The sequence below is a fragment of the Staphylococcus cornubiensis genome, from assembly GCF_900183575.1.
Classification (GTDB): Bacteria; Bacillota; Bacilli; order Staphylococcales; family Staphylococcaceae; genus Staphylococcus; species Staphylococcus cornubiensis.
In genome coordinates this window covers 42,856-68,172 of sequence record NZ_FXUZ01000006.1, presented here as the reverse complement: position 1 = coordinate 68,172, position 25,317 = coordinate 42,856, and the positions used below count along the sequence as shown (strand labels likewise).

At 37.8% G+C, this 25,317-nt stretch carries 19 protein-coding genes and 1 riboswitch; of the genes, 5 read left to right on the top strand and 14 right to left on the bottom strand.

What is annotated here, in order from left to right; all coding sequences use genetic code 11:
- The 3 genes from CCE82_RS08195 to CCE82_RS08185 all read right to left on the bottom strand — a co-directional run bounded on the left by CCE82_RS08195 (position 1) and on the right by CCE82_RS08185 (position 3,336).
- Entirely contained in the window at positions 1 to 396 is a 396-nt protein-coding gene (locus tag CCE82_RS08195; RefSeq protein WP_086428917.1) for a (deoxy)nucleoside triphosphate pyrophosphohydrolase, read from the bottom strand.
- Between the two features lie 663 nt (positions 397 to 1,059).
- Positions 1,060 to 2,472: an alkaline phosphatase gene (locus CCE82_RS08190; protein ID WP_086428916.1), complete on the bottom strand. Its 1,413-nt coding sequence runs from the start codon at positions 2,470 to 2,472 to the stop codon at positions 1,060 to 1,062.
- A gap of 138 nt (positions 2,473 to 2,610) precedes the next feature.
- On the bottom strand, positions 2,611 to 3,336 hold the full coding sequence (locus CCE82_RS08185; protein WP_086428915.1) for a CPBP family intramembrane glutamic endopeptidase: 726 nt from the start codon (positions 3,334 to 3,336) through the stop codon (positions 2,611 to 2,613).
- 191 nt (positions 3,337 to 3,527) lie between these two features.
- On the opposite strand from CCE82_RS08185, the gene CCE82_RS08180 reads away from it, so the two are divergent.
- Positions 3,528 to 4,169: a hypothetical protein gene (locus CCE82_RS08180; protein ID WP_086428914.1), complete on the top strand. Its 642-nt coding sequence runs from the start codon at positions 3,528 to 3,530 to the stop codon at positions 4,167 to 4,169.
- A gap of 144 nt (positions 4,170 to 4,313) precedes the next feature.
- On the opposite strand, the gene lepB is transcribed toward CCE82_RS08180, so the two are convergent.
- Together lepB and CCE82_RS08170 are read right to left on the bottom strand one after the other, a co-directional pair.
- Complete coding sequence (gene lepB, locus CCE82_RS08175; protein ID WP_086428913.1) at positions 4,314 to 4,901, bottom strand: signal peptidase I; 588 nt, start codon at positions 4,899 to 4,901, stop codon at positions 4,314 to 4,316.
- A gap of 108 nt (positions 4,902 to 5,009) precedes the next feature.
- Entirely contained in the window at positions 5,010 to 5,558 is a 549-nt protein-coding gene (locus CCE82_RS08170) for a helix-turn-helix domain-containing protein (RefSeq protein ID WP_086428912.1), read from the bottom strand.
- 108 nt (positions 5,559 to 5,666) lie between these two features.
- On the opposite strand from CCE82_RS08170, the gene CCE82_RS08165 reads away from it, so the two are divergent.
- The gene (locus CCE82_RS08165; RefSeq protein WP_086428911.1) at positions 5,667 to 6,845 is read left to right on the top strand and encodes a CynX/NimT family MFS transporter; all 1,179 of its coding nucleotides are present in this window, start codon (positions 5,667 to 5,669) and stop codon (positions 6,843 to 6,845) included.
- Between the two features lie 693 nt (positions 6,846 to 7,538).
- Here the strand turns inward: CCE82_RS08165 and CCE82_RS08160 are convergent.
- From CCE82_RS08160 to cls, 3 genes are all read right to left on the bottom strand, one after another.
- Positions 7,539 to 8,549 carry a HoxN/HupN/NixA family nickel/cobalt transporter gene (locus CCE82_RS08160; protein WP_086428910.1) on the bottom strand — a complete coding sequence of 337 codons (1,011 nt, stop codon included), beginning with the start codon at positions 8,547 to 8,549 and terminating at the stop codon, positions 7,539 to 7,541.
- Positions 8,550 to 8,820: 271 nt separating this feature from the next.
- Positions 8,821 to 10,557: a phosphomethylpyrimidine synthase ThiC gene (thiC, locus tag CCE82_RS08155; RefSeq protein ID WP_086428909.1), complete on the bottom strand. Its 1,737-nt coding sequence runs from the start codon at positions 10,555 to 10,557 to the stop codon at positions 8,821 to 8,823.
- Positions 10,558 to 10,753: 196 nt separating this feature from the next.
- Positions 10,754 to 10,857: riboswitch (TPP riboswitch) on the bottom strand.
- A gap of 194 nt (positions 10,858 to 11,051) precedes the next feature.
- Positions 11,052 to 12,542, bottom strand: a complete 1,491-nt coding sequence (gene cls / locus CCE82_RS08150; protein ID WP_086428908.1) for a cardiolipin synthase — start codon at positions 12,540 to 12,542, stop codon at positions 11,052 to 11,054.
- A gap of 171 nt (positions 12,543 to 12,713) precedes the next feature.
- Here cls and CCE82_RS08145 point away from each other — a divergent pair, with 171 nt between their 5' ends.
- Both CCE82_RS08145 and CCE82_RS08140 read left to right on the top strand, forming a co-directional pair.
- Entirely contained in the window at positions 12,714 to 13,562 is an 849-nt protein-coding gene (locus CCE82_RS08145) for an alpha/beta hydrolase (protein ID WP_086428907.1), read from the top strand.
- Positions 13,563 to 13,753: 191 nt separating this feature from the next.
- The gene (locus CCE82_RS08140) at positions 13,754 to 14,701 is read left to right on the top strand and encodes a nucleoside hydrolase (protein WP_086428906.1); all 948 of its coding nucleotides are present in this window, start codon (positions 13,754 to 13,756) and stop codon (positions 14,699 to 14,701) included.
- Positions 14,702 to 15,119: 418 nt separating this feature from the next.
- Here the strand turns inward: CCE82_RS08140 and CCE82_RS08135 are convergent, their stop codons facing one another.
- The 5 genes from CCE82_RS08135 to CCE82_RS08115 form a co-directional block, all read right to left on the bottom strand.
- Positions 15,120 to 18,098 carry a glycoside hydrolase family 2 TIM barrel-domain containing protein gene (locus CCE82_RS08135; protein WP_086428905.1) on the bottom strand — a complete coding sequence of 993 codons (2,979 nt, stop codon included), beginning with the start codon at positions 18,096 to 18,098 and terminating at the stop codon, positions 15,120 to 15,122.
- A 27-nt stretch (positions 18,099 to 18,125) separates the two neighbouring features.
- Positions 18,126 to 19,505: a melibiose:sodium transporter MelB gene (gene melB / locus CCE82_RS08130; RefSeq protein WP_086428904.1), complete on the bottom strand. Its 1,380-nt coding sequence runs from the start codon at positions 19,503 to 19,505 to the stop codon at positions 18,126 to 18,128.
- Between the two features lie 366 nt (positions 19,506 to 19,871).
- Complete coding sequence (locus CCE82_RS08125; RefSeq protein WP_086428903.1) at positions 19,872 to 20,528, bottom strand: restriction endonuclease; 657 nt, start codon at positions 20,526 to 20,528, stop codon at positions 19,872 to 19,874.
- Positions 20,510 to 20,794 (bottom strand): hypothetical protein, encoded by a 285-nt coding sequence (locus CCE82_RS08120; protein ID WP_240507193.1) that lies wholly within the window; start codon positions 20,792 to 20,794, stop codon positions 20,510 to 20,512. The genes CCE82_RS08125 and CCE82_RS08120 overlap by 19 nt, the downstream gene beginning before the upstream one ends.
- Before the next feature lie 10 nt (positions 20,795 to 20,804).
- On the bottom strand, positions 20,805 to 21,854 hold the full coding sequence (locus CCE82_RS08115) for a hypothetical protein (RefSeq protein ID WP_086428902.1): 1,050 nt from the start codon (positions 21,852 to 21,854) through the stop codon (positions 20,805 to 20,807).
- A 478-nt stretch (positions 21,855 to 22,332) separates the two neighbouring features.
- Between CCE82_RS08115 and CCE82_RS08110 the strand changes: the two genes are divergently transcribed.
- Positions 22,333 to 23,523, top strand: coding sequence for a YbfB/YjiJ family MFS transporter (locus tag CCE82_RS08110; RefSeq protein WP_086428901.1), 1,191 nt, complete (start codon positions 22,333 to 22,335; stop codon positions 23,521 to 23,523).
- Positions 23,524 to 23,896: 373 nt separating this feature from the next.
- Here CCE82_RS08110 and CCE82_RS08105 read toward each other — a convergent pair whose 3' ends face one another.
- Positions 23,897 to 25,204: an anaerobic C4-dicarboxylate transporter family protein gene (locus tag CCE82_RS08105; RefSeq protein ID WP_086428900.1), complete on the bottom strand. Its 1,308-nt coding sequence runs from the start codon at positions 25,202 to 25,204 to the stop codon at positions 23,897 to 23,899.
- Positions 25,205 to 25,317: the final 113 nt, after the last annotated feature.

Sequence of the window (25,317 nt, the reverse complement as noted above, 5' to 3'; positions counted from 1 at the left end):
TTATGAAGCCTCGTTGACAATGATATCTACTGCTGGAACATCAGCTGGTGCCCATTCCAGTTGGTGTAAGCTTTTTTGATCTAACCATTCAATCGCTCGGTGTTCTGTGAGTGTAGGTAGGGTATCTTTCAAAGTACAACGATAAGTCGTCAACACAATGACAGCAAAATCATACGCATATTCAGTCGTTGTGATTTTGTCACCTACTTCCAAATCACATTTCATTTCTTCACGAATTTCTCGCTTTAATGCTTCAACGTCTGTTTCTCCTTGTTCAATTTTACCGCCTGGAAATTCCCATAATAAAGGTAAGCTCATACTTTCACTTCTTTGTGCACATAACACTTTATGTTGATCAAAGATAACGGCACCTACGACATGAATCGTTTTCTTCATCATCAATACCCCTTTCTCAAATTTCATCATTTGTATTATAAATGATCTCACAAAATGTTTAAATGTGCATTATTTACTGTGAAATTTGAAAGAGGAGGGGACATAATCATTTTTGATGCTATGGATGCAGTATTGAGTTTAACTAATCCTTCTATAATTTGTGGTATTTGATTGCCCTGATGGCTTCGCGTTCCCAGGGGACTTGTCTCAACTAGCCAACGCTTGATTGAACTGCTACATGAGTTGAAGCATTGGTGAATTTTCGGGAGCAGTACAGAAATCTCATGTGTAACTAAGATTTCGTCGTACTGCCCCCGCAAGGCTGACTCGACTTCTCAAAAGCACACGCATTGAGAAATCAGGCAGCTACTGCGATAAACAGCAACCACTACCAAAGTTAAAAGACGACATTTTGTTTTTTACTATACCCCTCGGGAGTCTCAGCCTTGTGGGCAATCTCACATCAAATGCAGTCACTTAGGAAAAGTTTATGAAATGGAGACACCCCATACATAATATCCAATGATAACGTCCCATTCATTCTCATTTTTGGCTGTTTTATCATCATTAATCGATATATATCCATAAAGAGATAAGGACCGGGAAAACTTTAATGATCCCAGTCCCTTGCACCTTTATTCTTTCTTATCCACTTTTATTTCGCTACATCCCCAAAAAGTTGAAGATGTTTTTCGCATTGTCTGTGTTATCGATATTGCCTCTGAACTGGTCAGCACCAGGTCCAAATGCATAAGTATTCACGTCTTCACCGGTATGGCCGTTAGTTGTCCAACCTGTATTTGATTTTTTGTTAATCGGTGCTTGTATAACGTCTTCCAATTTTTGTTGCTGTGCTTCGTAATCGTCACTCTCTTCATCTAATTTTTTCAATTTGTCCGCTTCTTGTTGAATGGCTTTCATGTCTTTTGAACTCAACTTAAAACCATAACCTGCTTGAATTGTTTCTTCTACACCTTTACCCTCTGCAATTTGTTCTGTCATCCATTTTCCTGAGTGCTTCATTTGTTGGATTGGCTCAGGATTCCATTCGTAAGCGCTGCCTTGTCCCATGCTCAAGCCACCTGTAGAATGGTCAGCAGTCGCAACAACGAGTGTATCCGGATGTGTCTTGGCATAATCAATCGCGTTCGCAAATGCTTTTTCGAACCCTTCCATTTCTGACATCACACCTGTAATATCGTTCGCATGCCCTTGTTTATCAATTGAGGCACCTTCCACCATTAAAAAGAAACCTTTATCATTTTTAGAAAGGCGTTCAAGTGCAGCATTTTCCATGTCTAGCAGTTCAGGCTGTGTGTCATCTGCGTCAATCGCAAGTGGCATATTTTTCTCTGCAAATAAGCCGAGCAATTGGTCTTGAGATGCATTTTCTAACTGTTGACGATTTGTAACTACGCCATAGCCATCTTTTTTAAATTGGTCGGTAATATTGCCATTTTCCTTACCAAAATATTTCGCACCGCCACCTAAAATGACATCGACTTTATGTTGGTCGTTTATACGTTGATCATAAAATTGATGTGCAATCTCATCTTTTTTATCACGATCATCAATATTGGCAGTATAAACGGCAGGCGTCGCATCAGTAATTTCAGCTGTTGTAACTAAACCTGTGGATTTCCCTAACTTTTTCGCACGTTCTAAGACAGATTCCAAGTCATGTTGCGCTTTATCGACACCGATTGCACCATTATACGTTTTATGTCCAGAACTGAATGCCGTTCCCGCAGCTGCAGAATCGGTAATATTTTCTTTATCATCGTCTGAATATGTTTGTTGTGTCCCCACTAAATAATCATCAAAAGCTGTTTTTTCCACTTCTTTTGTCTTTGGATTATCCGCAAAATAACGGTACGCTGTGTTGTATGCCGGTCCCATACCGTCTCCAACAAGAAAAATCACATTCTTTGGATGGCTCGTGTCCCCATACATCGCCGCTTGTTGTCCTGGACCTTCGCCTGAACCTGAAGCGGATGCAACGGGCCCATTCCCTAAAACTGATGAGATAACTGCACTAGCGATGAATAATTGTGCAAACTGCCTTTTAAATTTCATAACTGTCATAACCCCTCTACAAAATATTAAATACATTGTCATTGTAAAAAATAAATTTAAATATTGATTGAGGTTATTATTAAAAATGTGTAAAAAAAGAGCAAAGCGAAATATCTCGCCCTACCCTTGTTTTAAACATTATGCGTTGCTTGCTTTATAACGCTTCACTGTATATACCATGAACGGAATAACGACAACAAGTTCGACACCTATCCCGATCAATGACACTGTATCAACTTGAGCACCTGTTATCGGTTGGGCAATCAAGACAAAATCCCAAACGAAATGATACACCATGAGCGGAATGATATTGCGAATACGTATCGCGAGGCAACTGAAAACCAATCCAAACAAAAATGTCGCTAACAGTTGTATCGGTACAGCCATGATTGGAACCCCTGCAAACACATTCACTGCATGTAATAACGCAAAAAATACAGCACTCATCACGATACTGAATACGACCCCGTGACGTTCCAATAAGACGTGCAAGACAATACCTCTAAACATCAATTCTTCTGAAAATCCAACCAGTATCGTCGTTAACATAATCAACGCAATCATGGGAATATGTTGCGTCCAGTTGCCTGTGAACAAGAATAAACTTAACATGACGATAAAAATAATGATAAACGGGATCAACCACTTGGAAAATTGAAAACGCACTGACAATGCGGTTAATTTTAACTTTTTGTATACGCTAAAAGTGAGCACCGCAAAAATGATTTCAAAAAAGACGATGACACGTACCATTTCTGGATCACTGTAATTGAGACCAAGTGCGGATACAGTAGCCATGCCTATCCCCATTAACACGATGTACACCACACCTGTTAATACTGCAATTTGTCCTCTTTTACTCATTAGTCTATACCACCTATTTTTAAATTTTTATTTAATCATTATCATACCAAAAATCATTTGAATTTCATTGGAAACAGATGAGAATGTTCATTTTGTATTAAATTTTCTTGTTATATTTTGCGTTTATAGTTGTTTCGTATGCTTCAACTCACTATAATGACACTAGTATAAGAAATAAAGGAGGTTATGTTTTGAAAAGCGACCTCAAGTCTCGTCAACAAAAACACACTCATCATTCACGTCAACAGCGTTATCCTAGGTACGAACCCACCTCTTCATCAAATCCTAAATGGCTGATCACACTCATCATTTTACTTATCATCTTCGTACTCGGTGCAATGCTGTATGGACTTTATCGCCTATCCCACATCAATTTCAATTTCAATCAAACAGACGATAAAATCACTTCAACAGAGACGCGACAAAATACCCAGATGGTGCATATTGATGTCCTATCATACGACTTTAGCCAAGACTTTATGCATAGCGACCGTATTGATGGTTATCAAAACTTTCATATTGGCGAAATACGTAAAGACGTTGAAGCGACACACGGTCCACCACAAAAGACGGTTCAAATAGATGGTCACGATGCCGATTCATACGGAGATCTTGCTGTCAGTTACAATGCACAACATCACGTCGAACATATCTATGTCACGCCACAACAAGTTACGACTTCACAATTTATCGGTATCCATCAAGCACCTGATATGACAGACGGTGACATTTGGTATTACGATAGCCGCCAAGATAACCCATACACAATCAAAGTTTACACACAAAACGATCAAATCATTGCAATTGAAAATATTCCACAAATTGAATACTAACCCAATAAGAAAGCGCAGAATCGTTTAGCAATCTACTTAAGAAACAAAAATCACGGTCACACTTCAAAACCAAAGTACACCGTGATTTTTATATTTTCATAAAGATTAAATTTTGAGCAAACTCTATCGTTTCACATGAAACACCTATGATTCTACTTTTTCAAATGTTCCCGGGTTAAATTTAATTTTTGCACGTTCGAGTGGCCAAAATCTCACAAATGCCTCCCCTACAATGCGCTCGCGTGATACGAGTCCTACTGTATATGAACGACTATCAATACTATTCAACCGATTGTCACCAAGAACAAGGTAATGTCCTTGTGGTATCATTGTTCGCCCTTCTGAACCTTCAATATCCGATACATCAAAGTTTTCAGTCAAAAATTCAGCTGTTTTTGTCTTTTTGTTCGATTTTAAATAAGGCTCTTTTATTTTTTGACCATTAATATACAATTGATCTCTTTTATATTCAACACGGTCACCAGGAAGACCTATAATTCGCTTAATAAAATCTCTTTCAGCATCTTCATGAAACACAATCACATCCCCATGATTGAGCATGTTTAACTTTTTAGAGAGCTTATTCACAATGACACGATCGCCTGTTTCGAATGTGGGATGCATCGATGCACCGTTAACAGTGTAAGGTGTGAAAATAAGCCATTTAACAAGTCCAGCGATAACGAGTCCTAAAACAATCGCTGTTATCCAATCTTTTGTTTCTTTTCTCATTCCCTGCTCCTTTCGCTCATTCGTTCCCATTGTTATGCACGTTTATTTTTCCTAACGCCATCATAAGAGTTAGTCTACCGGCACACTTACCGAAGACTCCCCTACCCATTAATATTGAATCGTTGCCGTAATTCTCAGCTGTTCATCTGTTTGATTACGATACGTATGCGGTGTATTCGCATTAAAACTAATGGCTTGTCCACTTTCAATTTCATAGTGCGTTTCTCCAACAGTTAATGTCAATGTCCCTTCATTTACAATAATATATTCTTTCGCGCCCTCTTGATGTGCATCAGATTCGAGTATACTGTCGCTATCCATACGCATACAAAACATTTCAAATGCATGTGCGGCTTCATAAGGAAAATAAGGATAAACGACTACCGAGCGATCGTCATTATAAATCGGTTGAATGTCTGAACGGTCAATTTTTTGAATATCCTCGTTTTCTTCACTAATTAATGAAGTCAATGGAATACGTAAGCCATTTGCTATTTTCCATAATGTATTGATACTTGGATTTGCCACCCCTTTTTCAATTTGACTAATCATTGTTTTACTAATCCCAGTCAATTGTGAGATTTTATCCAAACTTAAACGATGCGCTTGGCGGTAATATTGTAAGTTTTCCGCAACGACTGTATTAATATTATCCATTTTTGAGCCCCTTCTATTTACAATATAGTGAACATCATGTACGATATAGTGTGTTCTTTATATAGAACGTTTTGTCAATTATAACAAATATCGAAAGGAGTTTACACCTTGGAACAACAATCCAATCGTATCAATTGGCTGCTCTTTATCGGTATTATGCTGATTGCCGCTAATTTAAGAGCACCTATCACTTCAGTAGGCGTGGTATTACCCGCGATTAAAGATACATTAAACTTATCAAACACGGCCGTAAGCTTTGTTTCAATTATTCCTTTATTAGCTTTTGCAATGATTTCATCACTCGTTGCTAAAGTCAGTCATCGTTTCGGAATGGAGCGTTCACTCTTTTTCGCTTTATTACTTATTCTTTTCGGTGTCATTTTAAGAAGTATTACAGAGGTTAGTTTATTATACATGGGTACGATACTCATTGGTGTCGGGATTGCATTTGGTAACGTGCTTGCACCTGGTATGATTAAATCAAAATTTCCATATCGTATCGGCATTATGACGGCGTATTATACCGTCGTGATGAATATCTTTGGTGCGCTCTCATCTTATGGTGCAGCACCTTTACTGAAAGGTTTCAATTATAATATTGCTTTAGGCAGCATTGGCATTGTCTCTTTCATTGCAGTACTCGTATGGACTTTCCAATTGCGTCATCACGCTGCACAAAAACAAGTTGACCTTTCACACGCGGTCAATGTATGGAAGTCTCCCCTTGCATGGGAAATTACATTGCTGATGGGCGGTCAATCGTTAATTTTCTATTCACTCATCAATTGGCTTCCTGAATTTTTATTGTCGTATGATATTCCAGTCTCACGTGCAGGTCTTTATTTATCGCTATTACAAATCGCGATTATTCCACTTACTTTCGTCACACCGATTTATGCAGCACGACTTAAAAATCAAGTGTTGCCAATCGCTGTTACAGGCGTACTCTTTACTATTGGTATTTTAATATTAATGTTTGCACCGCGTATGGCGCTCATTTCATTAATCATTATTGGTATTGCGCTCGGTATCGCATTCGGTCTGGTGAACACATTATTTAGTTTACGTACGGAGAGTGGCTTGACTGCAGCGAAATTAGCAGGAATGTCTCAAGCAGTGGGTTATTTATTCGCATGTATCGGGCCATTGTTCTTCGGTATTTTGCATGACTGGACAGGACATTGGGTTGTTTCGTTACTTGTGTTACTCGTAACAGGTCTTGCGATTATGGTAATTGGTGCAAGATCAGGGCGAAATACAACCATTGAGAAGACTTTAGGGAAATAACATTTTAGGGTACGAAATAATCATTTTATTTAAATATCAATACACTCAAAAGTAGGTGTTATCTAATGATTGCTGAACCGTGCTGCGCGTTCCTAGGCGCCTCACTTCAACTAACCAACGCTTGATTTGACGGAGACATCATAGTAGCGTTGGCGGATTTTCGGGAGCAGTACAGAAATCTTATGTATAACAAAGATTTCGTCATACTGCCCCCGCAAGGCTTACTAGACTTCTCAAAAGCTTGAGCATTGAGAAGTCAGACAGCTACTGCGTTAAACAGTAGCCACTATTAAAGTTAAAAGACGTTATTTTGTTTTCAATTTCATGCCTCAGGAGTCTTGCACGGTTCTTGCAATATTCAGTGCTTGTCTCCTATGTTTTTTAATATATATCGCAAAATCTGTACTCCTTTTTTGGTTTGATTTTCACTGATGCAGAATAAGACGACTTGCTATATAATATCACTTCTTGAAATTTAAAAATGACATTGGATTATTCGTATCCTTTTATTTTCTAATTTTGTAAAAGCCCTATTTTGGTATGTGGGATATTAAATGTCTCGGGCTGTTCTTGCAATATTTAGTACTCATCTCTTATGTTTTTCATTAAAGTAAAAGACAGGCGTTTGTTTGGTTTTTCAAACAAGCGTCTGTCTTTGTTTATGTTTTATGAATGTTTATCAATTCGTTACAATTAGCTCCACCTTTCTTCAAAGCGGCCAACTTTCCACACAATAATCGCAATAATCCATGAAAGAATTAACACGATAACTAAGGCATAACCGAGCCATCCGAAATCTATCTGTGTGATCCAACCAAGGACACCATTTTCCCAATGCCACTTTTCGCCAAGGAGTTGAATGATTTCGACACCACCGATAAGAATTGCGGCCACTACTGAAATGGCTGTCATCGTAATATTATAGAAAATTTTACGTGCGGGTTTATCGAATGCCCAATGATATGCATTTGTCATCAGCACACCATCCAATGTATCTAACAAACTCATTCCTGAGGCGAATAAAATCGGTAATGCGATAATGCCTAAAAATGGAACTGTATGTTGGGCTGCCCCTGCTGATAATGCCAGTAATGATACTTCACTTGCTGTATCAAACCCAAGTCCAAATAAGAAGCCTAGTGGAAAAATATGCCAACTTTTTTGAATGAATTGAAAAAGTGGCCGAACGAAACGCATCATTAACCCACGTGATTCCACAAGTTCATCCATTTGTGCGTCAGTAATGTGACGATGACGTAATTGACGGAAGAGCTGAATCAGTTGCACTAAAATGATTAGGTTTAAAATACCGATGAGTAATAAAAATACACCCGAAACAATGGTACCGATGAGTCCGCCTGTCGATTGAAAAGTCGGCAAATGACGTTGGGCCCATGTAACGGCGACACCTAATGCAACGGCCATTAAGAAAACAACAGATGAATGACCTAATGAAAAGTAAAAGCCAACGCCCATTGGATTTTGTTTCTGCTGGAGTAGTTTACGAACGGTATTATCAATCGCAGCAATGTGGTCCGCGTCAAAAGCGTGACGTAGCCCTAATGTGTAGGCAATGACACCCATACTCATCATTAATGGATATTGTGAACTCCCAATCCACATAAAAACGATACCTACAATATGTAATAAAATGACAATGCCGAGATAAGGATATGCCTGTTTAATATTTTTTGTGCTGTCCATCTCCATTTCACCTTTTTTCTATTTTGAGATAATAAAATAATACACCTTTTTCCTGTTATTTCAAACTTTTTAGCTATTTTATAACACGCAAAAACGTTTAGAGAATAATTATATTTTTATATAACCCAAAACATTTAACGCTATGGATGCATCATTTGAAGTGCACATCTTACCTCTCCGTATCCTACAGCACCAGGTGATAACGTCATCTTAAAAGGCGTAAAAAGAGCTAGGATCCAAAAATACATCCTAGCTCTTACTCTTAATTTTCTTAATGATAGATTTTGCTTCCTTGTGCTTTAAATTCCTCAGCCATTTCTTGCATACCTTCTAATTTTTCTTTATGGGCATCACGAATATGATGTGAGATGCGCATAGAACAGAATTTTGGTCCACACATACTACAGAAATGGGCAACTTTAGCTGATTCTGCAGGCAATGTTTCATCATGATATGCACGTGCACGCTCTGGATCGAGTGATAAATTAAATTGATCTATCCATCTGAATTCAAAACGTGCTTTACTAATTGCATCATCTCGGTCTGTTGCACCTGGTAATCCTTTTGCGATATCCGCCGCATGAGCCGCAATTTTATACGTCACTACACCATCGCGCACGTCTTCTTTATTCGGTAGTCCTAGATGTTCTTTTGGCGTCACGTAACACAACATAGCCGTACCATGACTTGCGATTTGAGCCGCACCAATGGCAGATGTAATGTGATCGTATGCCGGTGCAATATCGGTTGTGAGCGGTCCAAGGGTATAGAATGGGGCTTCTTTACAGTAAAAGTCAGCCAACTCTTGATTCTCTTTAATTTTATGCATTGGAACATGTCCAGGTCCCTCAATCATCACTTGAACATCGTGTTCCCAAGCAATGTCAGTCAGTTCGCCTAACGTTTTTAATTCGGCAATTTGGCTTTCGTCATTGGCATCATAAATTGAACCTGGACGTAAACCATCACCGAGTGACACCGCAATATCATAACGATTCAGTATTTGACAAATTTCATCAAAATGCGTGTATAAAAAGCTTTCTTCATGATGCGCTAAACACCACTGTGCCATAATTGAGCCTCCACGTGAAACGATACCTGTTAAACGGTCAACGGTTAATGGAACGTAACGGAGCAACACCCCAGCATGAATCGTAAAGTAGTCGACGCCTTGTTCAGCCTGTTCAATTAAAGTGTCACGGTATATTTCCCAGGTTAAGTCTTCCGCAATACCGTTTACTTTTTCTAACGCTTGATAAATTGGCACCGTACCCACTGGAACAGGCGAGTTACGAATTAAATATTCTCGTGTTGCATGAATGTTTTTACCTGTCGATAAGTCCATCATCGTATCGGCACCCCAGTGAATCGCCCACACTAATTTTTCAATTTCATCTTCAATAGACGAAGAAACTGCAGAGTTACCGATATTGGCATTAATCTTCACTTGGAAATTTTTACCAATAATCATCGGTTCAGATTCAGGGTGATTGATGTTATTCGGGATAATCGCACGACCTCTCGCAATTTCATCTCTGACATATTCTGGACTGACATTTTCACGTGCTGCAACGAATTTCATTTCTTTTGTAATCATACCTTGTTTGGCATAATACATTTGTGTGACACGTTTACCCGCTTTTGCGCGTCTTGGTTGATATTTGAATGGATGTTCAACAATATTTTTGTGCGTTTCTGAGTGGTAACCGTTGTCGATAGATTGCACGCGGCGCCCTTCATAATGTTCAACGTCTTGACGGTCTTCAATCCAATCAGTGCGTAATGCTGGAATCCCTTTCGTTACGTCTACTTCATACGTGTCATCATGATAAGGTCCAGCCGTATCATACACGACGAAAGGTTCATTTTGCGTTGTTCCTTGTTCGGTTACTGTTTCAGATAATGCGATTTGACGAAATGGGACTTGGATATCCGCATCTTCACCCTGTTTGTAAATTCGTTGACTTGCTGGAAAGTTTTTCTTCAATTCAATTTGTTCTTGTTTCATTCAATTAACCCCCTCTAACTTCACTAAGAGGCATTAACAGCACTGAAAATGATAGGCAAAATAAAAACGCACTCAGAATAATTCTAAAGTGCGTACGAAAACGAACGAATATGTTAAAATGTGTCAAAAGTAAACCGAAATGATGTATCTTGCATCACAACATCAATTCAGCCTTCAAATGAACACAGGTTTGTCATGAAGGTTTCGTTTGCTTCCCTACGCTAGTATGATCTAGATCAGGTTCAAAGGGTTGAGGCGTTAACCTCTTTCAGCGCATTAATGGCACCCCTAGCAAGTTCCAATTTTAAGTTTTACAACAATATCGTATCACTAAAATTGTAAAATAACAATTCCTATCATGAAATTTATTCAATTTTTTAAACTTGTATCATTTTGAACATTTTAAGTGTTGTAGAAATCTTTCTTACAATGCCCCTCAAAGAAACCCAACGCCATGAGGGCAACTGTAGTATCAGATGCAAATAAAGAAAAAATTACAAAATAGGTGACAACAACTTCGCGATGGATTGTTTGAATTTCACCCAATTCGAGCGCTCTGCATAACGTTCTGGTGTCAGTTTTTTCGATACTTTAAGGTCTTCTTTAAACGCTTCGATTAATTTTTGCGCAATCTCTTCGTTATACACAATCGCATTGACTTCAAAGTTTAATTTAAAGCTCCGTTCATCCATATTAGCAGAACCGACTGATGCGACTTCCCCATCGATGACCATCATTTTAGAATGAATAAAGCCATTCTCATACGTATAAACGTTAACACCATCTTTCATGAGGAGTGCCACTGTCGTTAACGTCGCCCAATGGACAAAAGGTTGGTCCGGTTTATTCGGCACAATCAGATGAATATCCACACCTGCTTTAGCGGCAATACGTAAGGCGTTCACATAACCGAGATCTGGCACGAAATAAGGCGAATGCATGTAAATGGTAGACTTCGCATTCATAATCATTTTCAAATAGGCAAATTCAAGTTGTGGCCACTCTCTGTCCGGTCCGCTCAAACCGAGTTGCAATGCGACGTTACCATCTTTACGCGCATTTTCTGGGAAATAACGTGAGATATATTTCAATTGTTGATCTTCTTCTACTTGTGAATTCCAATCGTGAATAAAGCTCAATTGTAATGCATCTACCCCATCACCTTGAATACGTAGATGGGTATCTCGCCAGTAGCCCATTTTCTTATCTAAACCGAGATATTCATCGCCAACATTAAAACCACCAACGTAACCAATATCACCATCAATCACCACATTTTTACGGTGATTCCGGTTGTTTACTCGGAAATTAATAAATGGGATGATTTTCGCATGGAAAAAGGCTTCCACTTCGACACCCGCTTCAACTAATCCTTTTAATTTAGACTTTCTCAGTTGTTTAGAACCAACTGCATCATAAAGCAACTTCACTTCGAGGCCTTCTCTAGCTTTATCTTTCAAAATATTAAGTATTTCAGTTCCTAATCCATCCATATTTAAAATATAAAACTCCATATGAATGTATTTTTGAGCTTTTCTTAAATCTTGTTTCATTTGGTTAAATAATTCATGGCCATCTGTAAAAATGGAGACATGATTGTTTTCACTTAAAAAGCTTGCTTCGCGTGTTAACATCATTTCAACCAAATCTGATTGCTTTTCTACTACAGGATTGTTTGTACTGAATTGCTTGGTTTTAAAGTGTTCTTTTTGATTTTTAACACGTGTCCGCGCATCTTCTACCTCTTTACTTTCATCATAGCGGGTTTGTTTCATTTTGACAGCGCGGCCAAAGAAAAGGTACAGCAAGAAGCCTAATGTTGGCATAATAAAGAGTAACAGCAACCAAGCCCATGTAGACGTCGCATCTCGGCGGTCTCTTTCCATAAAAATAATCACAAACGCAAGTACAATATTGATTAAGAAAAAGACACCTAAAAAGATACGATAAATCATATTCACGCTTGGATCGAATATGAGTTGCATAGCGATAACCTCCTTTACACATATTTTAATCATATACCCCGTTGATGCAACATGAAAGCAGCTTAGCACACATTCAATCATCACTATATCACTCTTAATTTTATCTTCATATTCTTTCACGTTTTTATTTTTTTAGTATACACTGTAATTATAAAATAAGGAGGTTTTTCAATGAATTATATCAAGTATATTTCTTCGCAAGACGGCACGCAGCTTTACACGAAAATCAATACCGCCGATGAATTATTCTCTTTTGGTGATGAAACAATTAATGTCATTATTGTGCATGGTTTAGCTGAACATCTCGATCGTTACGATGAATTGACTGATTATTTGGTCAACTATGATTATAATGTCATTCGCTATGATCAACGCGGTCATGGGCGTTCTGAAGGACCAAGAGCTTATTATGACAACAAAGACCAAATTATTGAAGATTTAACTGCCGTTGTGGACTATGTGAAAGCGCATTTTGAAGGTAAAGTATTCTTAATTGGTCATAGTATGGGTGGTTTCACGGTCTCTATGTTTGGTACCCGCTTCCCTGGTCGTGTGGACGGTATCATTACTTCTGGTGCAGTGACACGTGACAATAACCAATTATTTGCAGAAGCATATGGCGAACGTAAAATTCCAGCCGACACGTATTTTCCAAATGAAATGAGCGATGGCTTATGTTCAGATCCACGTGTCGTTGAAAATTATCAACGTGACGCCCTTGTTTTAAAAGAAATTTCAATGGGATTAACCTATGCGATTATTGATGGCATCATTGAGTTAAAATCTAAACCTAATGACTTTGTAGATGATATCCTCATTATGCATGGCACAGCAGATGGTCTCGTCAACCCTCAAGATGCTTTACAATTTTATTCTGAAATTGCATCAGAACATAAATCATTACGTCTTTATGATGGTTTAGAACATGAACTTTTCAATGAATCTCATTACAATAACGTCATTTTTGAAGATGTCGCAAGCTGGATAACAGAAGTGACAGCACGTAAAAATCAATTTTAAACATTAATATAGTATGAAGATGGTTGAGATAGATGCATTGAATACATGATGCCCTCTATTCAATCATCTTTTTTCTATATTTTCGACATTCAATTGAACTTATGCGATAGAGTCTTGCGCATCTGTACGCGACATTGTACATTTTAACCAGAGCGCATTGGGTGTCTCAATTTAAATTTAAGGAGAATGATATGAAATCTGTTTATTTTAACCACGATGGTGGTGTCGATGATTTAATTTCGTTATTTTTACTTTTACATATGGATGATGTGCAACTCATTGGTGTAAGTGCAATAGGTGCTGACAGTTATGTAGAACCTGCAGAAAGTGCATCACGTAAAATTATTAACCGTTTTTCAAAATATCCACTAGATGTGGCAGCTTCAGAAGAGCGCGGTAAAAATCCGTTTCCAAAAGATTGGCGCATGCATGCCTTTTTCATGGATGCATTACCAATTTTAAATGAACGTGTACCGGTACAATCTCGTTTGAGAGACGTCCATGCTTACGAAGATATTATTGAACGTGTGGAAAAGGCTGAGCAACCGGTTACTCTACTATTCACAGGACCTTTAACAGACTTAGCGAAAGCGTTAGAAGTAGCACCACATATTACACAAAACATTGAACGTTTGGTATGGATGGGAGGTACATTTTTAGAGCGTGGTAATGTAGAGGAACCAGAACATGATGGTACAGCAGAGTGGAATGCGTTCTGGGATCCTGAAGCAGTAGAAACGGTCTTCAACAGCGATATTGCGATTGATATGGTCGCGTTGGAAAGTACGAACCAAGTGCCATTAACATTAGATGTGCGTCAAATGTGGGCAGATGAACGCCACTATCCGGGTGTGGACTTTTTAGGTGTAAGTTATGCTGCTGTTCCACCACTGACACATTTCCAAACGAACTCGACTTACTTTTTATGGGATGTGCTGACGACAGCTTATATCGGTAAACCTGAACTTGTTAAAAAGGAAAAAGTGAAGGCCTCTGTGTATACGAAAGGACCAAGTCAAGGACGTACATATATTGATGAGGCACATGGACGTGAAATTCAAGTGATTAATCATGTCGAACGTGACGCCTTTTTCCAATATATTACGGATTTAGCGAAAAAAGTCGGTACAGATTCGTAATTCATAAATTAGGAAGAGACTGGCATTAAAGTTTTCCCAGTCTCTATCCTTTTATGTACATATATCGATTAATGATGATAAAACAACCAAAAATGAGAATGAATGGTACATAATAATTGAACGTTATGGGGTTCCATTTCATAAACTTGCCCTAAGTGACTGCATTTGATGTAAGATTGCCCAAAAGGCTGAGACTCTTGAGGGATCAGCTGGTCCGGAGAATCCACTAACGCCTCAACAAGTGTAACAGTTTAATCAAGCGTTAGTCAGTCGAAGGACCAGCCCCTAAGAACGCGAAGCCATAAGGGCAATCAAATACCACAAATCATAGGGAAGGCAAGTTAAACAAAATAATAAATCAATAGCATCAAAATTTCTTGTGTCCCATCCCCTAACTTTTTTATTTTGCTGTTGAAATTTACTTATAAAACTTGAGTTTAAAGTCAAAATGATACTGTTCTTGTAATAAACGATATGACTCCGGTAATTCCGGACCACAACTATTCGTACCGATACCGCTTTGTGCCGTATCAATATGCAAATAGCTCACGCCTGTTTCTTCTAGTTCATCGTCGTGATTCGCTTCGGTCAACATCTCATCAGAATAAGGTTTTGCGTTCATACTGAATGGCGTATCCGACCATACGGCACATGTATAGTTGTCACCACGTAACCCTACATAGGTCGTATCGATATGGGCACCGACCTCTTGAGGAAAGACTGGATGTTCATATTGATCGCGAACCGTCGTATGAAAAACACCTAAATAACTGGCTTCTTGCTTATCTGAATAGCTTTCAAATGGTCCTTGTCCGTAATACGTCAATGCTTGGAAGCGGTCCGGCAAACTGAATGTTATACCTAACCTTGGTAAGCTCGGCATGCGCACGTCTTTTTTCAATTGATGTGCCACATGGATCGTACCGTCTTCGTATACCGTCCATGTCACTGTCCCTTCAACTAAACGCGGACGTGAGTCTTCCACCATACTCATATCAAATGCGATAATCACATAACCGTTTTGCTGTTGCACATTCGTATTGTACACTTTCAGATAAGCTGTATCATATTTCGCTGTACGCCATCCTTCTTGAATTTGGATATCATTGTCTGTCGGTGCACGCCAAATGTTGAGCTGACCGCCCTCTTTAAGCAATGTTGTATGTTGATGAACGACTTGTTGTAAACCTCCTGTATGCTTATCAAATGTATAGCACCATTTTCCGCGTTTCACTTGAACAGTCGTTTCCGTCTCATTCAAATACAATGGAACTTCCGTTGTTTCCGGTACAAAATGCGCACTTGTCATACGTTGAAAGACGATTTGATCATGACCTAAACGTTCACCTGGTGTCAGTAATGGATGATCTGCTTTTAAAACATATGCAATCGTACATATGCTCAAGTCTGCAAAGTCATGGTTAAGACATGTCGCGATATCGATATGACCATGTGCGTGTGGTGCAATATCAGGTGCATCAACCGTGAACGTCTCCGTGTCACCCGTCACCGCGGTCACTGTTATTTCGAGCGTAATATAGTCTTTAATATTCGTAAAGTCCAATTTATTTTTAAACGTTAAACGTGTCCCTTCATGTGCTACACAAACGAGTGGACGTTGCACTTGTTGAAATTCGTAATATCCTGCATGAGGTTTACGGTCAGGACTCACGATACCGTCAACACAAAAATGACCATCATGCACCTTTTCACCAAAGTCGCCGCCGTAACGATACATTGGACGTCCGTCTTTCATGCCTACTTGTACAGCATGGTCACACCATTCCCACACGAAACCACCAATAAAGCTGTCATAACGTTCAATCAAGTCATGATACGTTTTCAATCCACCCGGTGAGTTGCCCATCGCATGTGCGTATTCACATAAAACGAAAGGCTTATCCAAATTCGGTTTCGTTAAATAACGCGTTTCAATCTCTTCGGGTGACGGATACATCCGTGAAATCATATCTAGATTCGAACAATCATGATGGAATGCTGCGTAATGTGCCCCTTCATAATGGAGCGGGCGTGATGCATCCAACGCCTTCGCATGCGCGAGACCTCGTTCCATATTACAACCATATCCGGACTCATTCCCCATAGACCATGTAATAATCGAACTAAAATTTTTAAACGGTACGATTGATGCATCGATGCGATCAACAACAACTTGTTCATAACGCGGATTATCCATGATTAGGTTGAAGTCATCTAAATTTTCATCGCCATACAGAAGCACAACACCATGCGTTTCTAAATCCGCTTCACTCATCACATAAAAGCCATATTGATCGGTTAATTCGTAAAAACGTGGACTTTTCGGATAATGCGCCGTACGAATCGCATTGAAGTTTGCCTTTTTCATTAATGTTAAATCTTTAATCAACTGTGCTTCCGACACCGTGTAGCCTGTTTGTGGGTGACTATCGTGATAATTGACCCCACGCAACTTCACAGATTGCCCATTAATCCAAAGTTGTTGCTGCTCGATTTTCACTTCTCGAATACCGACACGTTGCACGATAAATTCTCCGTTTGCTTCAATGATGAGTGTATACAAATCAGGATGTTCAGCACTCCAAAGTTGGGGTTCAGGCACATGAATACGCGTTGTTATGTCCTTAAGCGTCCCTTCAGTGATTAAACGTTGATCTGGATTACGTAATTGATAATATAGTGGCACACCCTCCGACACATCTTGTACAGTGACATCGATATAACCGTCACCATTCCCCACTGTCGTATGAATTTGATAATCGTGCAAACGTTGTCGCTGACGTCCGACAATGTATACATCACGATAAATGCCCGAATGACGGAACATATCTTGGTCTTCAAAATACGTGGCATCAGAATATTTCAATACAAGCACAGCGATATGGTTGTCACCTTCCGTCACGAGATGCGTAATATCAAACTGAGATAATGCATGAGAAATTTGTGCATAACCGACAAACTCGCCATTCATCCAAATGTAGTGCGCACCACTCACACCTTCAAACGTCAAATGATAATCCAGTCCCTCTTGATACTTTTTAATCGTAAAGGTCTTTTCGTAATAACCACACGAAGATGCATCCGGCACATAAGGTAAATCAAATGGAATCGGAAATTGCACATTACAATATTGTAGTTGATCATAACCTTGTAATTGCCACACACTCGGCACTGTGATTCGGTCTTTTTGCGCATATGCTGCACGCTGGTGAAACTGATCGAGTGACGCAAAATATTGAAAATCCCAGTCGCCATTCAGTGATGTCACACGGTTCATCTGATGACGTAGTGGGTGTGTTTGATATTCCTCTAAACTGGTGTAAGGCAGCTGATATGCAGTTCGCGGTAACATGTTCACGTGTTGTATGTTGACATTCGTATGAAAATTAAGTTCCATAAAAAGAACCTCCTCATTGGTTAAATCTTACTCGTTTGAAGTGGATGTTTGTTCTCTTTGACGCTTAAAAGTCAACGTCCGTTCGATGTCTCTCAAATAATCACCTTTAAGATGAAACGCTTTATGATATAACAATACACTGATTAACACTAAAACAATAGGTGCTACAATCACCATCATACGTAAACCATTTTGTGTAGCGAGACTTTGTGTTTCATTCGGCACAAAACCTAAAATGGATAAACCTAAACCGACAATTAATGCAGAAATGGCCTGTGAAGTTTTCGTCAAAAATGTATTCGTCGATGTAATAATACTTTCATTACGGTGGCCAAACTTCACTTCGCCATAGTCAATCACATCCGCAATCGCAATTGTTGTCATTCCAATCATAAATCCCGTACCTATTCTTAAAGTAATCGCACCAATTATCACCCAAATCACAGTTTTAGGAGCCATCCAACCGAACAAAAGGATGATTGTTAAACCACCGACAATCGCGATAATCGCACTATTAAATGCAATTTGACGGCCCACTTGTCGAATCCATACCGGCAGTAATAATAAGCCTGCCATTTCAGCTAAAATCATCGCATTAAAATATGAAAAAAAGTGCGGCATTGCAACAACATATTTAAAATAGTAGATGATTGTTCCATTGAGCGTTTGCACACAGAGATTAAATGTCAATAGCACGCCCATCATCGCGAGTAGCTCTTTATTTTGAAATAAAATCCGCTTCACATCGCGAAAACGTACTTTGATGCCTTCTTGTTGTTCCATCGCACGATCTTCCGGTACGACAATGACCGTCACTGCAATCGTCACAATAAAGACCACACTACACAGTACGGCAAATGTAAAAATCCCAGTTGATGCATTGCCATTCCCTAACTGTTCAATGAAATATAAACCAAATGTCCCTACCGTAAATGCCGCAAGACTTGCAAAAAAGCGCGGAATCACGGATAAAGCTTCCCGCTCTTTTGCTTGATGCGTCAAATTCGGCAACCAAGACCAGTACGGAATGTCCATCATCGTATACGTCATCCCCCACAAGATATACATCACTGAAATATAAACGTACATCCCTATACCGGGTAAATCAAAATGGGTGAATAATAAAACTGTCACGACGGCATTGATTGCTGTACCGATAACAAGCCATGTTTTAAACTTGCCGAAGCGGTTATGCGTGTTGTCGACAATCATACCCATAAACGGGTCGTTAATTGCATCCCATATTCTCGCGATAAAAAAGAGTACACCTACAAAAGCTGGGGAAAGACCGACAATATCGGTAATGTAATACATGAGGTAAAGGCTGACGATATTAAAAATGGCATCCTTGCCAATTGCGCCAAAGCCAAATGATAGTTTTTGTATTTGTGATAATTGTTGTTTCAAACGCTGACACCTTCTTTTTCTCTATTTAAAAGCGCTTTCATATGTGTTTAAGATAGCACGTTTGATGAAGGTGCAAAATTGTTCAATGGTGATGATTTTTGTCATAATGTTTCCTGTTTGTGAAATTTAGCGAAACATTTTGTTGTATTCGTTAGTTTTATCATTATTGTCTTAAACGCGTAATTAATCGGGAAAGTAAAATAATAAATTCAACATCTTAATATCAATTAGCATTCTTAAAATTTCAGAACTACTAAATTTCATAAAAAAAAGACTAGAAACTTTAAGTAAAAGCATTTCTAGCCTATAAACTATTTTCTATTAACTTAAGCCATAAAATTAACCGTATGTCTTCTCACTAAATCGTTACAACTTTCCTTCTAAATCATGATGTGTTATATACTTTTCAATATTAAAATCTTCCTCAATTTCTATAACTTTTTCTTTTAATATCGTAAATAGACTTTTATTTTTTAACTTTAACAAATCATCAAATGTTAAAGATAATATCTTAGTTCCATGAATTAATGCAATTTTTTTACAAAGTCCAGATCCATCACGCCATGATTGTCCGGTTATGCCATTCGGGGAAACTAAAATACCAATATCTTTTTTTGAAGTCACTAGCAAAGAAAAAAATTTCCCTATATGCTCTACGCCTACTTTTTTTCGTAAATAATTCTTGCATTCAAAAAACAATGTTAGATTTTCATCAAATTGATAATATTTTGCTACTTCTTGAGCTGGCAATGTAAACTCTGCTCTTATATCAATCTCATTAGTGTGAGTTCTAATATTATTCATACATCTAAAAATGTTAGTACAGTTCAAAATGTAATTGATAAACTCTTCAAAATAGTCTCCCTTTTCCTTTGTTGTCTGAAAATCATCTCGATTTAAAACTTGAATATATTCTTGTAGCCTATTAAACTCTTCATCAGAAAGAAGATAATTTTCTTCAATCATTTCAATATCTGAGTTTCTTAATACATCTTTAAAGATATTTAGTTTTTGATTTGACATTTTGCCACCTCATAAACAGGCACATAATTTTCAGAACTTAATTCAATCTCTTGGTCACTTTCTTCATCATAGTATGTGGTTGGCAAATCTTTTAATTTGTACACTGTATCTCTCGTTTCATTATTAATCCTAACCTGAAACCTTAATCTGACTATATCTCTTTTATTCAATCTATCCATAATATCCACTATATCTCCAGTACTTACATCAAATCTTCTATTGTAGGCTCCTGGATATATTCTTTTACCTGGCACAATATTTTTCATTAAACTCTCTTCAAGTTTTTGAGGGAGCGGATGTATCTGTTTCACTTCTTGTAACACTTCGCTGATGATATTCTGATAAGATTTTTTGCAAGACATAGTCCATCCCCTCCCTTCTTTTTTCATGATAATAGTAGTTGAGTAAAGTATAATCTCTGCCAGTATAACTTTCAAACAAAAACTTGATAGATATATTATTTGTTTTATTAATTAAAGATACCCACGGCAAATCTGATTCTTCTTCAAGTTCTGTAATATAGTCAGTTAATATTTTTAAACCTTCTTGCGAGTTTTCGAATAGGTTTTTATTTGACTCTATAATTTCTTTAATCTCTCCTAAAATAGGTAAAATAATAGTCGTCGAACTGGCTGTTTCTAATGTAGCTCTTGCTCCTTTTGTTGTGTTCATTAACTGGGCACTAATTAAAAAATCAGACGTATCTTCTTTGCGCATTTTTTCTATTGTAAAATTTAAATTAACAGGTAAGCATTTTATGAGTAATTTTCGGGAGATCCAGTTTATTATTTCATCAATGACATTTAAATAGTAATTCGTGCTATCTTTTCTGTAATAATTAGGTATATTATCTATAGAAACCTCAAAATACCCTTCATTACCTAAACTATGATATTTAACAATTGCTGATTGTACTCTTTCTTTTGTTACTGCCTTATTATCTTTTAGTGTAATTCCAACCCGTTTAAAATTTAAAATAAAGTATTTATCCTCTTCATTGTAATAACCGAAATAGTCGTTAGAACCTATTTTCAAATTCTCATTATTCTTGAGTACTTTAAGTAAGTCCATCACATCTGTACTCATAATTTTAAATATGGCTGAATACTTATAACTTTGTGCATATTCCATTTTTCTATATGCCGATAACAACATCTCAAATTCATTTTCAATTAAATCATTGATAATTTCGCTTTCATCTTTCATTTGTAACTGTTTAATCGCATCATTATCAATCATATTTGTATACTGATTAATAAGTAACTCTTTTTTACCTTTTGAAAATTCTTCTATTGTCCCCTTTAAAATACTGCCATCCATTTTCATCTTAAATACCCCTTTAACATTTTCTACAATTTTACTACACCTCAATTGCAATAGGTATAATCGAAAAAATTTAAAACTTATTTCACGTACATTATTTTTAATGCTAAATATACTTTATTATAAAAATCTTACAAAATTGATTAACTAGGTCAGTTCACCTCACCTATCATTTTCTGCATTAATGAAATTTAAACAAACTGTGCAAATGTACAATGGATTTTATATTTTGTAAATCATATTAATTTAAAAAAGTATTTTAAGTAAACGCTATCATAGCGATATATTTTTGTGAGTAAACATAGAAAAGTTCTCATATGTCGCACCACACTAGCCATCTCATTAAAAGTATTTTTCTATTTAAAAGTGTTGTCAATCATAATTTTCTTTGAATTTATTTATAATGAATAGAGTTTGATATATTCATATGCATAAAATTCGCGTATAATAGGAACATCTTTACGATTCAGGGGGGATCCATTTGAGAGAAATAAAAGATCTCAGAACACATGGTTATCGCCAGTTATTATTAGGAATGATGTCACTGTTCATCGTCATTGCATTAGGTCGATTTGCGTATACACCCATTTTGCCTTTTATGCAGTTAGATACAGGATTGAATAATAAAAGTGTCGGTTTACTTGCGACTTATAATTATTTAGGTTATTTAATTGGTGCGATATTGCCTATTTTTTATATCATGAAGCACAAAGTTTTTGATTTAAAATGCTACTTATTCATCAATGTTGCGACAATGATTTTATTCGGACTAACAGATCACTTTGTCATTTGGTCGTTTCTCCGTTTACTGAATGGTGTGACGAGTGGTGCTGTATTTGTACTTGCGTCTAACATAGTACTTGAGGCTTTACACTTAGCACGCCGCGAAGGTATTTCTGGCCTACTTTATAGCGCTGTCGGTATGGGACTATTTTCGAGCAGTTTGTTTATTTTTCTTTATACTGATGTGACGAATTGGCGTGAAACGTGGATTTGGTTAGGTGCAGCGTCATTCATTCTAACGCTCATCGTTATCTTACGTTTACGTGAAAATCCAACTGTCCACCACACAGAATCCCATGAAGAAGCCACGCATACAAAAGTGATCAGTTATTCTAAAAAGTTCTACATTCCTTTTATGATCGCTTATTTTTGTGAAGGTGCTGGCTACATTATTACTGGTACATTTCTCGTCGCGATTGTTAAAACAATGCCAGAGTTATCCGAATATGCGGCACTCAGTTGGATGTTTGTCGGATTAGGCGCGATTCCAGCAACCGTATTATGGTCACTCATTGCACAGAAAATTGGCATTTGTCCTTCCATCATACTCGCCTTTTTATTACAAATCGTAGCGGTACTGATGCCGATCTATACAGTCAATGCTTTTGCGATTGCAGCGAGTTCCATGATTTTTGGCGCGACATTTTTAGGACTGACGACGCTCTTTATGTCCAAGTCGCACCAGATTACATTTGAGACTAAAGGTAAAAACTTAGTTGCTTTTATGACATTCATTTATAGTGTCGGACAAATGATTGCCCCATACATTTCAGGTATTTTAATCGAACGCACGCATAGCTACAACGATGCACTTATGTTTGCTGCAGCGATTTTATTGATCGGTATATTGAGTAGTCTGTATAGCAAACGCTATGCGCATCCGATGTAACATAGATCTATCATTCAAAAAAACACCCTCAACCTTTTTTATTGAAGGCTTGGGGGTGTTTATATATATCGCACGTGGTGACTGATAAAGCCTCGCACGGTTCAAATTTAATATGCTATCACTTAAAAGTAAGAATGCTATCGTGTGTGAATGTATCATTGATTAATATGCGTATTTCTGTTGCGATATTAGGAAGTTGATGATTAAAATTGCAAAAACCGTGCAAGTCCCCTAAGGCATCAGCTGACCTCGAAAAGCCACTTACGCTTCCTTTTTGTAACAATTTTATCAAACGTATGTTAGTTGAGAGATTAGCGCCTTATAAAGCCTCGCACGGTTTAGCAATCAAAAGTATTAGCTATAAGTCACGTCATTACACACCTAAAATCGACTTAATCGTTAAACCAATCACTACTGTTGTCGCGATTAAGAAAAATCCTGGAACCAAGAAGCTCGTTATCTTGGTCGACCGTGTTTCATCAACATCCACCGCAAATAAAATCGTCGGCTGTGCAGGAATGACAAAGTTGACGTTTAACGTTTGTACAATCGCAATGAAGAACATCGGTGGAATACCTAAACTCAATACAATTGGCACCATAATTGAAGCTGTTGCAGATTGCGAAATGACAATCATCGCGACGAGTCCAACTAAAATAATGATGAGCCACGGTGCTTGTGCAATTAATTCACCAATGCCTTCTTCCATCATGGCACGGTTTGATGGTGCACTGAAAATCGTTGCCCCTAACCAACCTGGTCCTAATACCGCAAAAATCGCGCCAATCGCTGCCTGTGTAATATGTGTTGTCAATATTTGGTTCGGTTGGACTTTAACGAGTAACAAGTTGATCATAGCACTCATATACATAAACAGTTGTACTAAATCTGTCATTTGAAGTTGAACCACTCTACCATCGATGCGGAATTCCGGACCGACTTCTGGAAAAATACCAAAGAGTAAAATACAACCTACCGCAATGATAAAGGCAAATACGCCCAATTTCACACGTGTATCATATTTTTTCGTCGTTTCCTTTTCATCAATCGCCATTTTTTGGAGCATCGTTTGTGCCTGTTGTTCATCGATTTTTGTACGACCAACAAAAGTGTTAAAACAACTTAGCACCAACATACTCAACAAGGCAGTCGGTAATACGATAGAGAGGTATTGCCCCATTGAAATGCCTAAACCTGCAAATTCTGAAATCATATACGCAGTCGCTGAAGCTGCCGGACTACAAAGTAACGCAATGTTCGCTGTTAACACTGAAGCCGTTAAAGCTTTTTTAGGTTGAATACGTGCTTTTAATGCAGTTTTCGCAATAATCGGTTCTAATGATAATGCGATATTCGTTGTACCAATTCCGAAAACAAATACAAATACAATCATTGGTGCGATAAAAATGATCGATTTCGGAAAGCGTTCAATCATTTTTGAAGCGAGATGAACTAAGTAATCAATCCCACCTGTTGCTTGTAATGTCCCACCCGCAATACCGATTGATAAAATAATCAATACTGCTGTCACTGGCGCTGATCCCGGTGGCAAACCAAAACCGAAAATCATCACGAGTTGGGCTACAAGTGCAAAAATCCCGCAACCGAGTGCCCCAGCAGTGCGTAGGCCTAATACAATTGCGAGAATCATTATTAAGATTTCTATCGTAAAAAGAAGCATTTTTTCTCTTCCTCTTTTCTAAATTTTCATGTGAACATTCTAACATAGTAACGTTATCACTTTAATACGTAAAACTACAAATTCATGTCTAAAATAGAACAATTGCATCATAT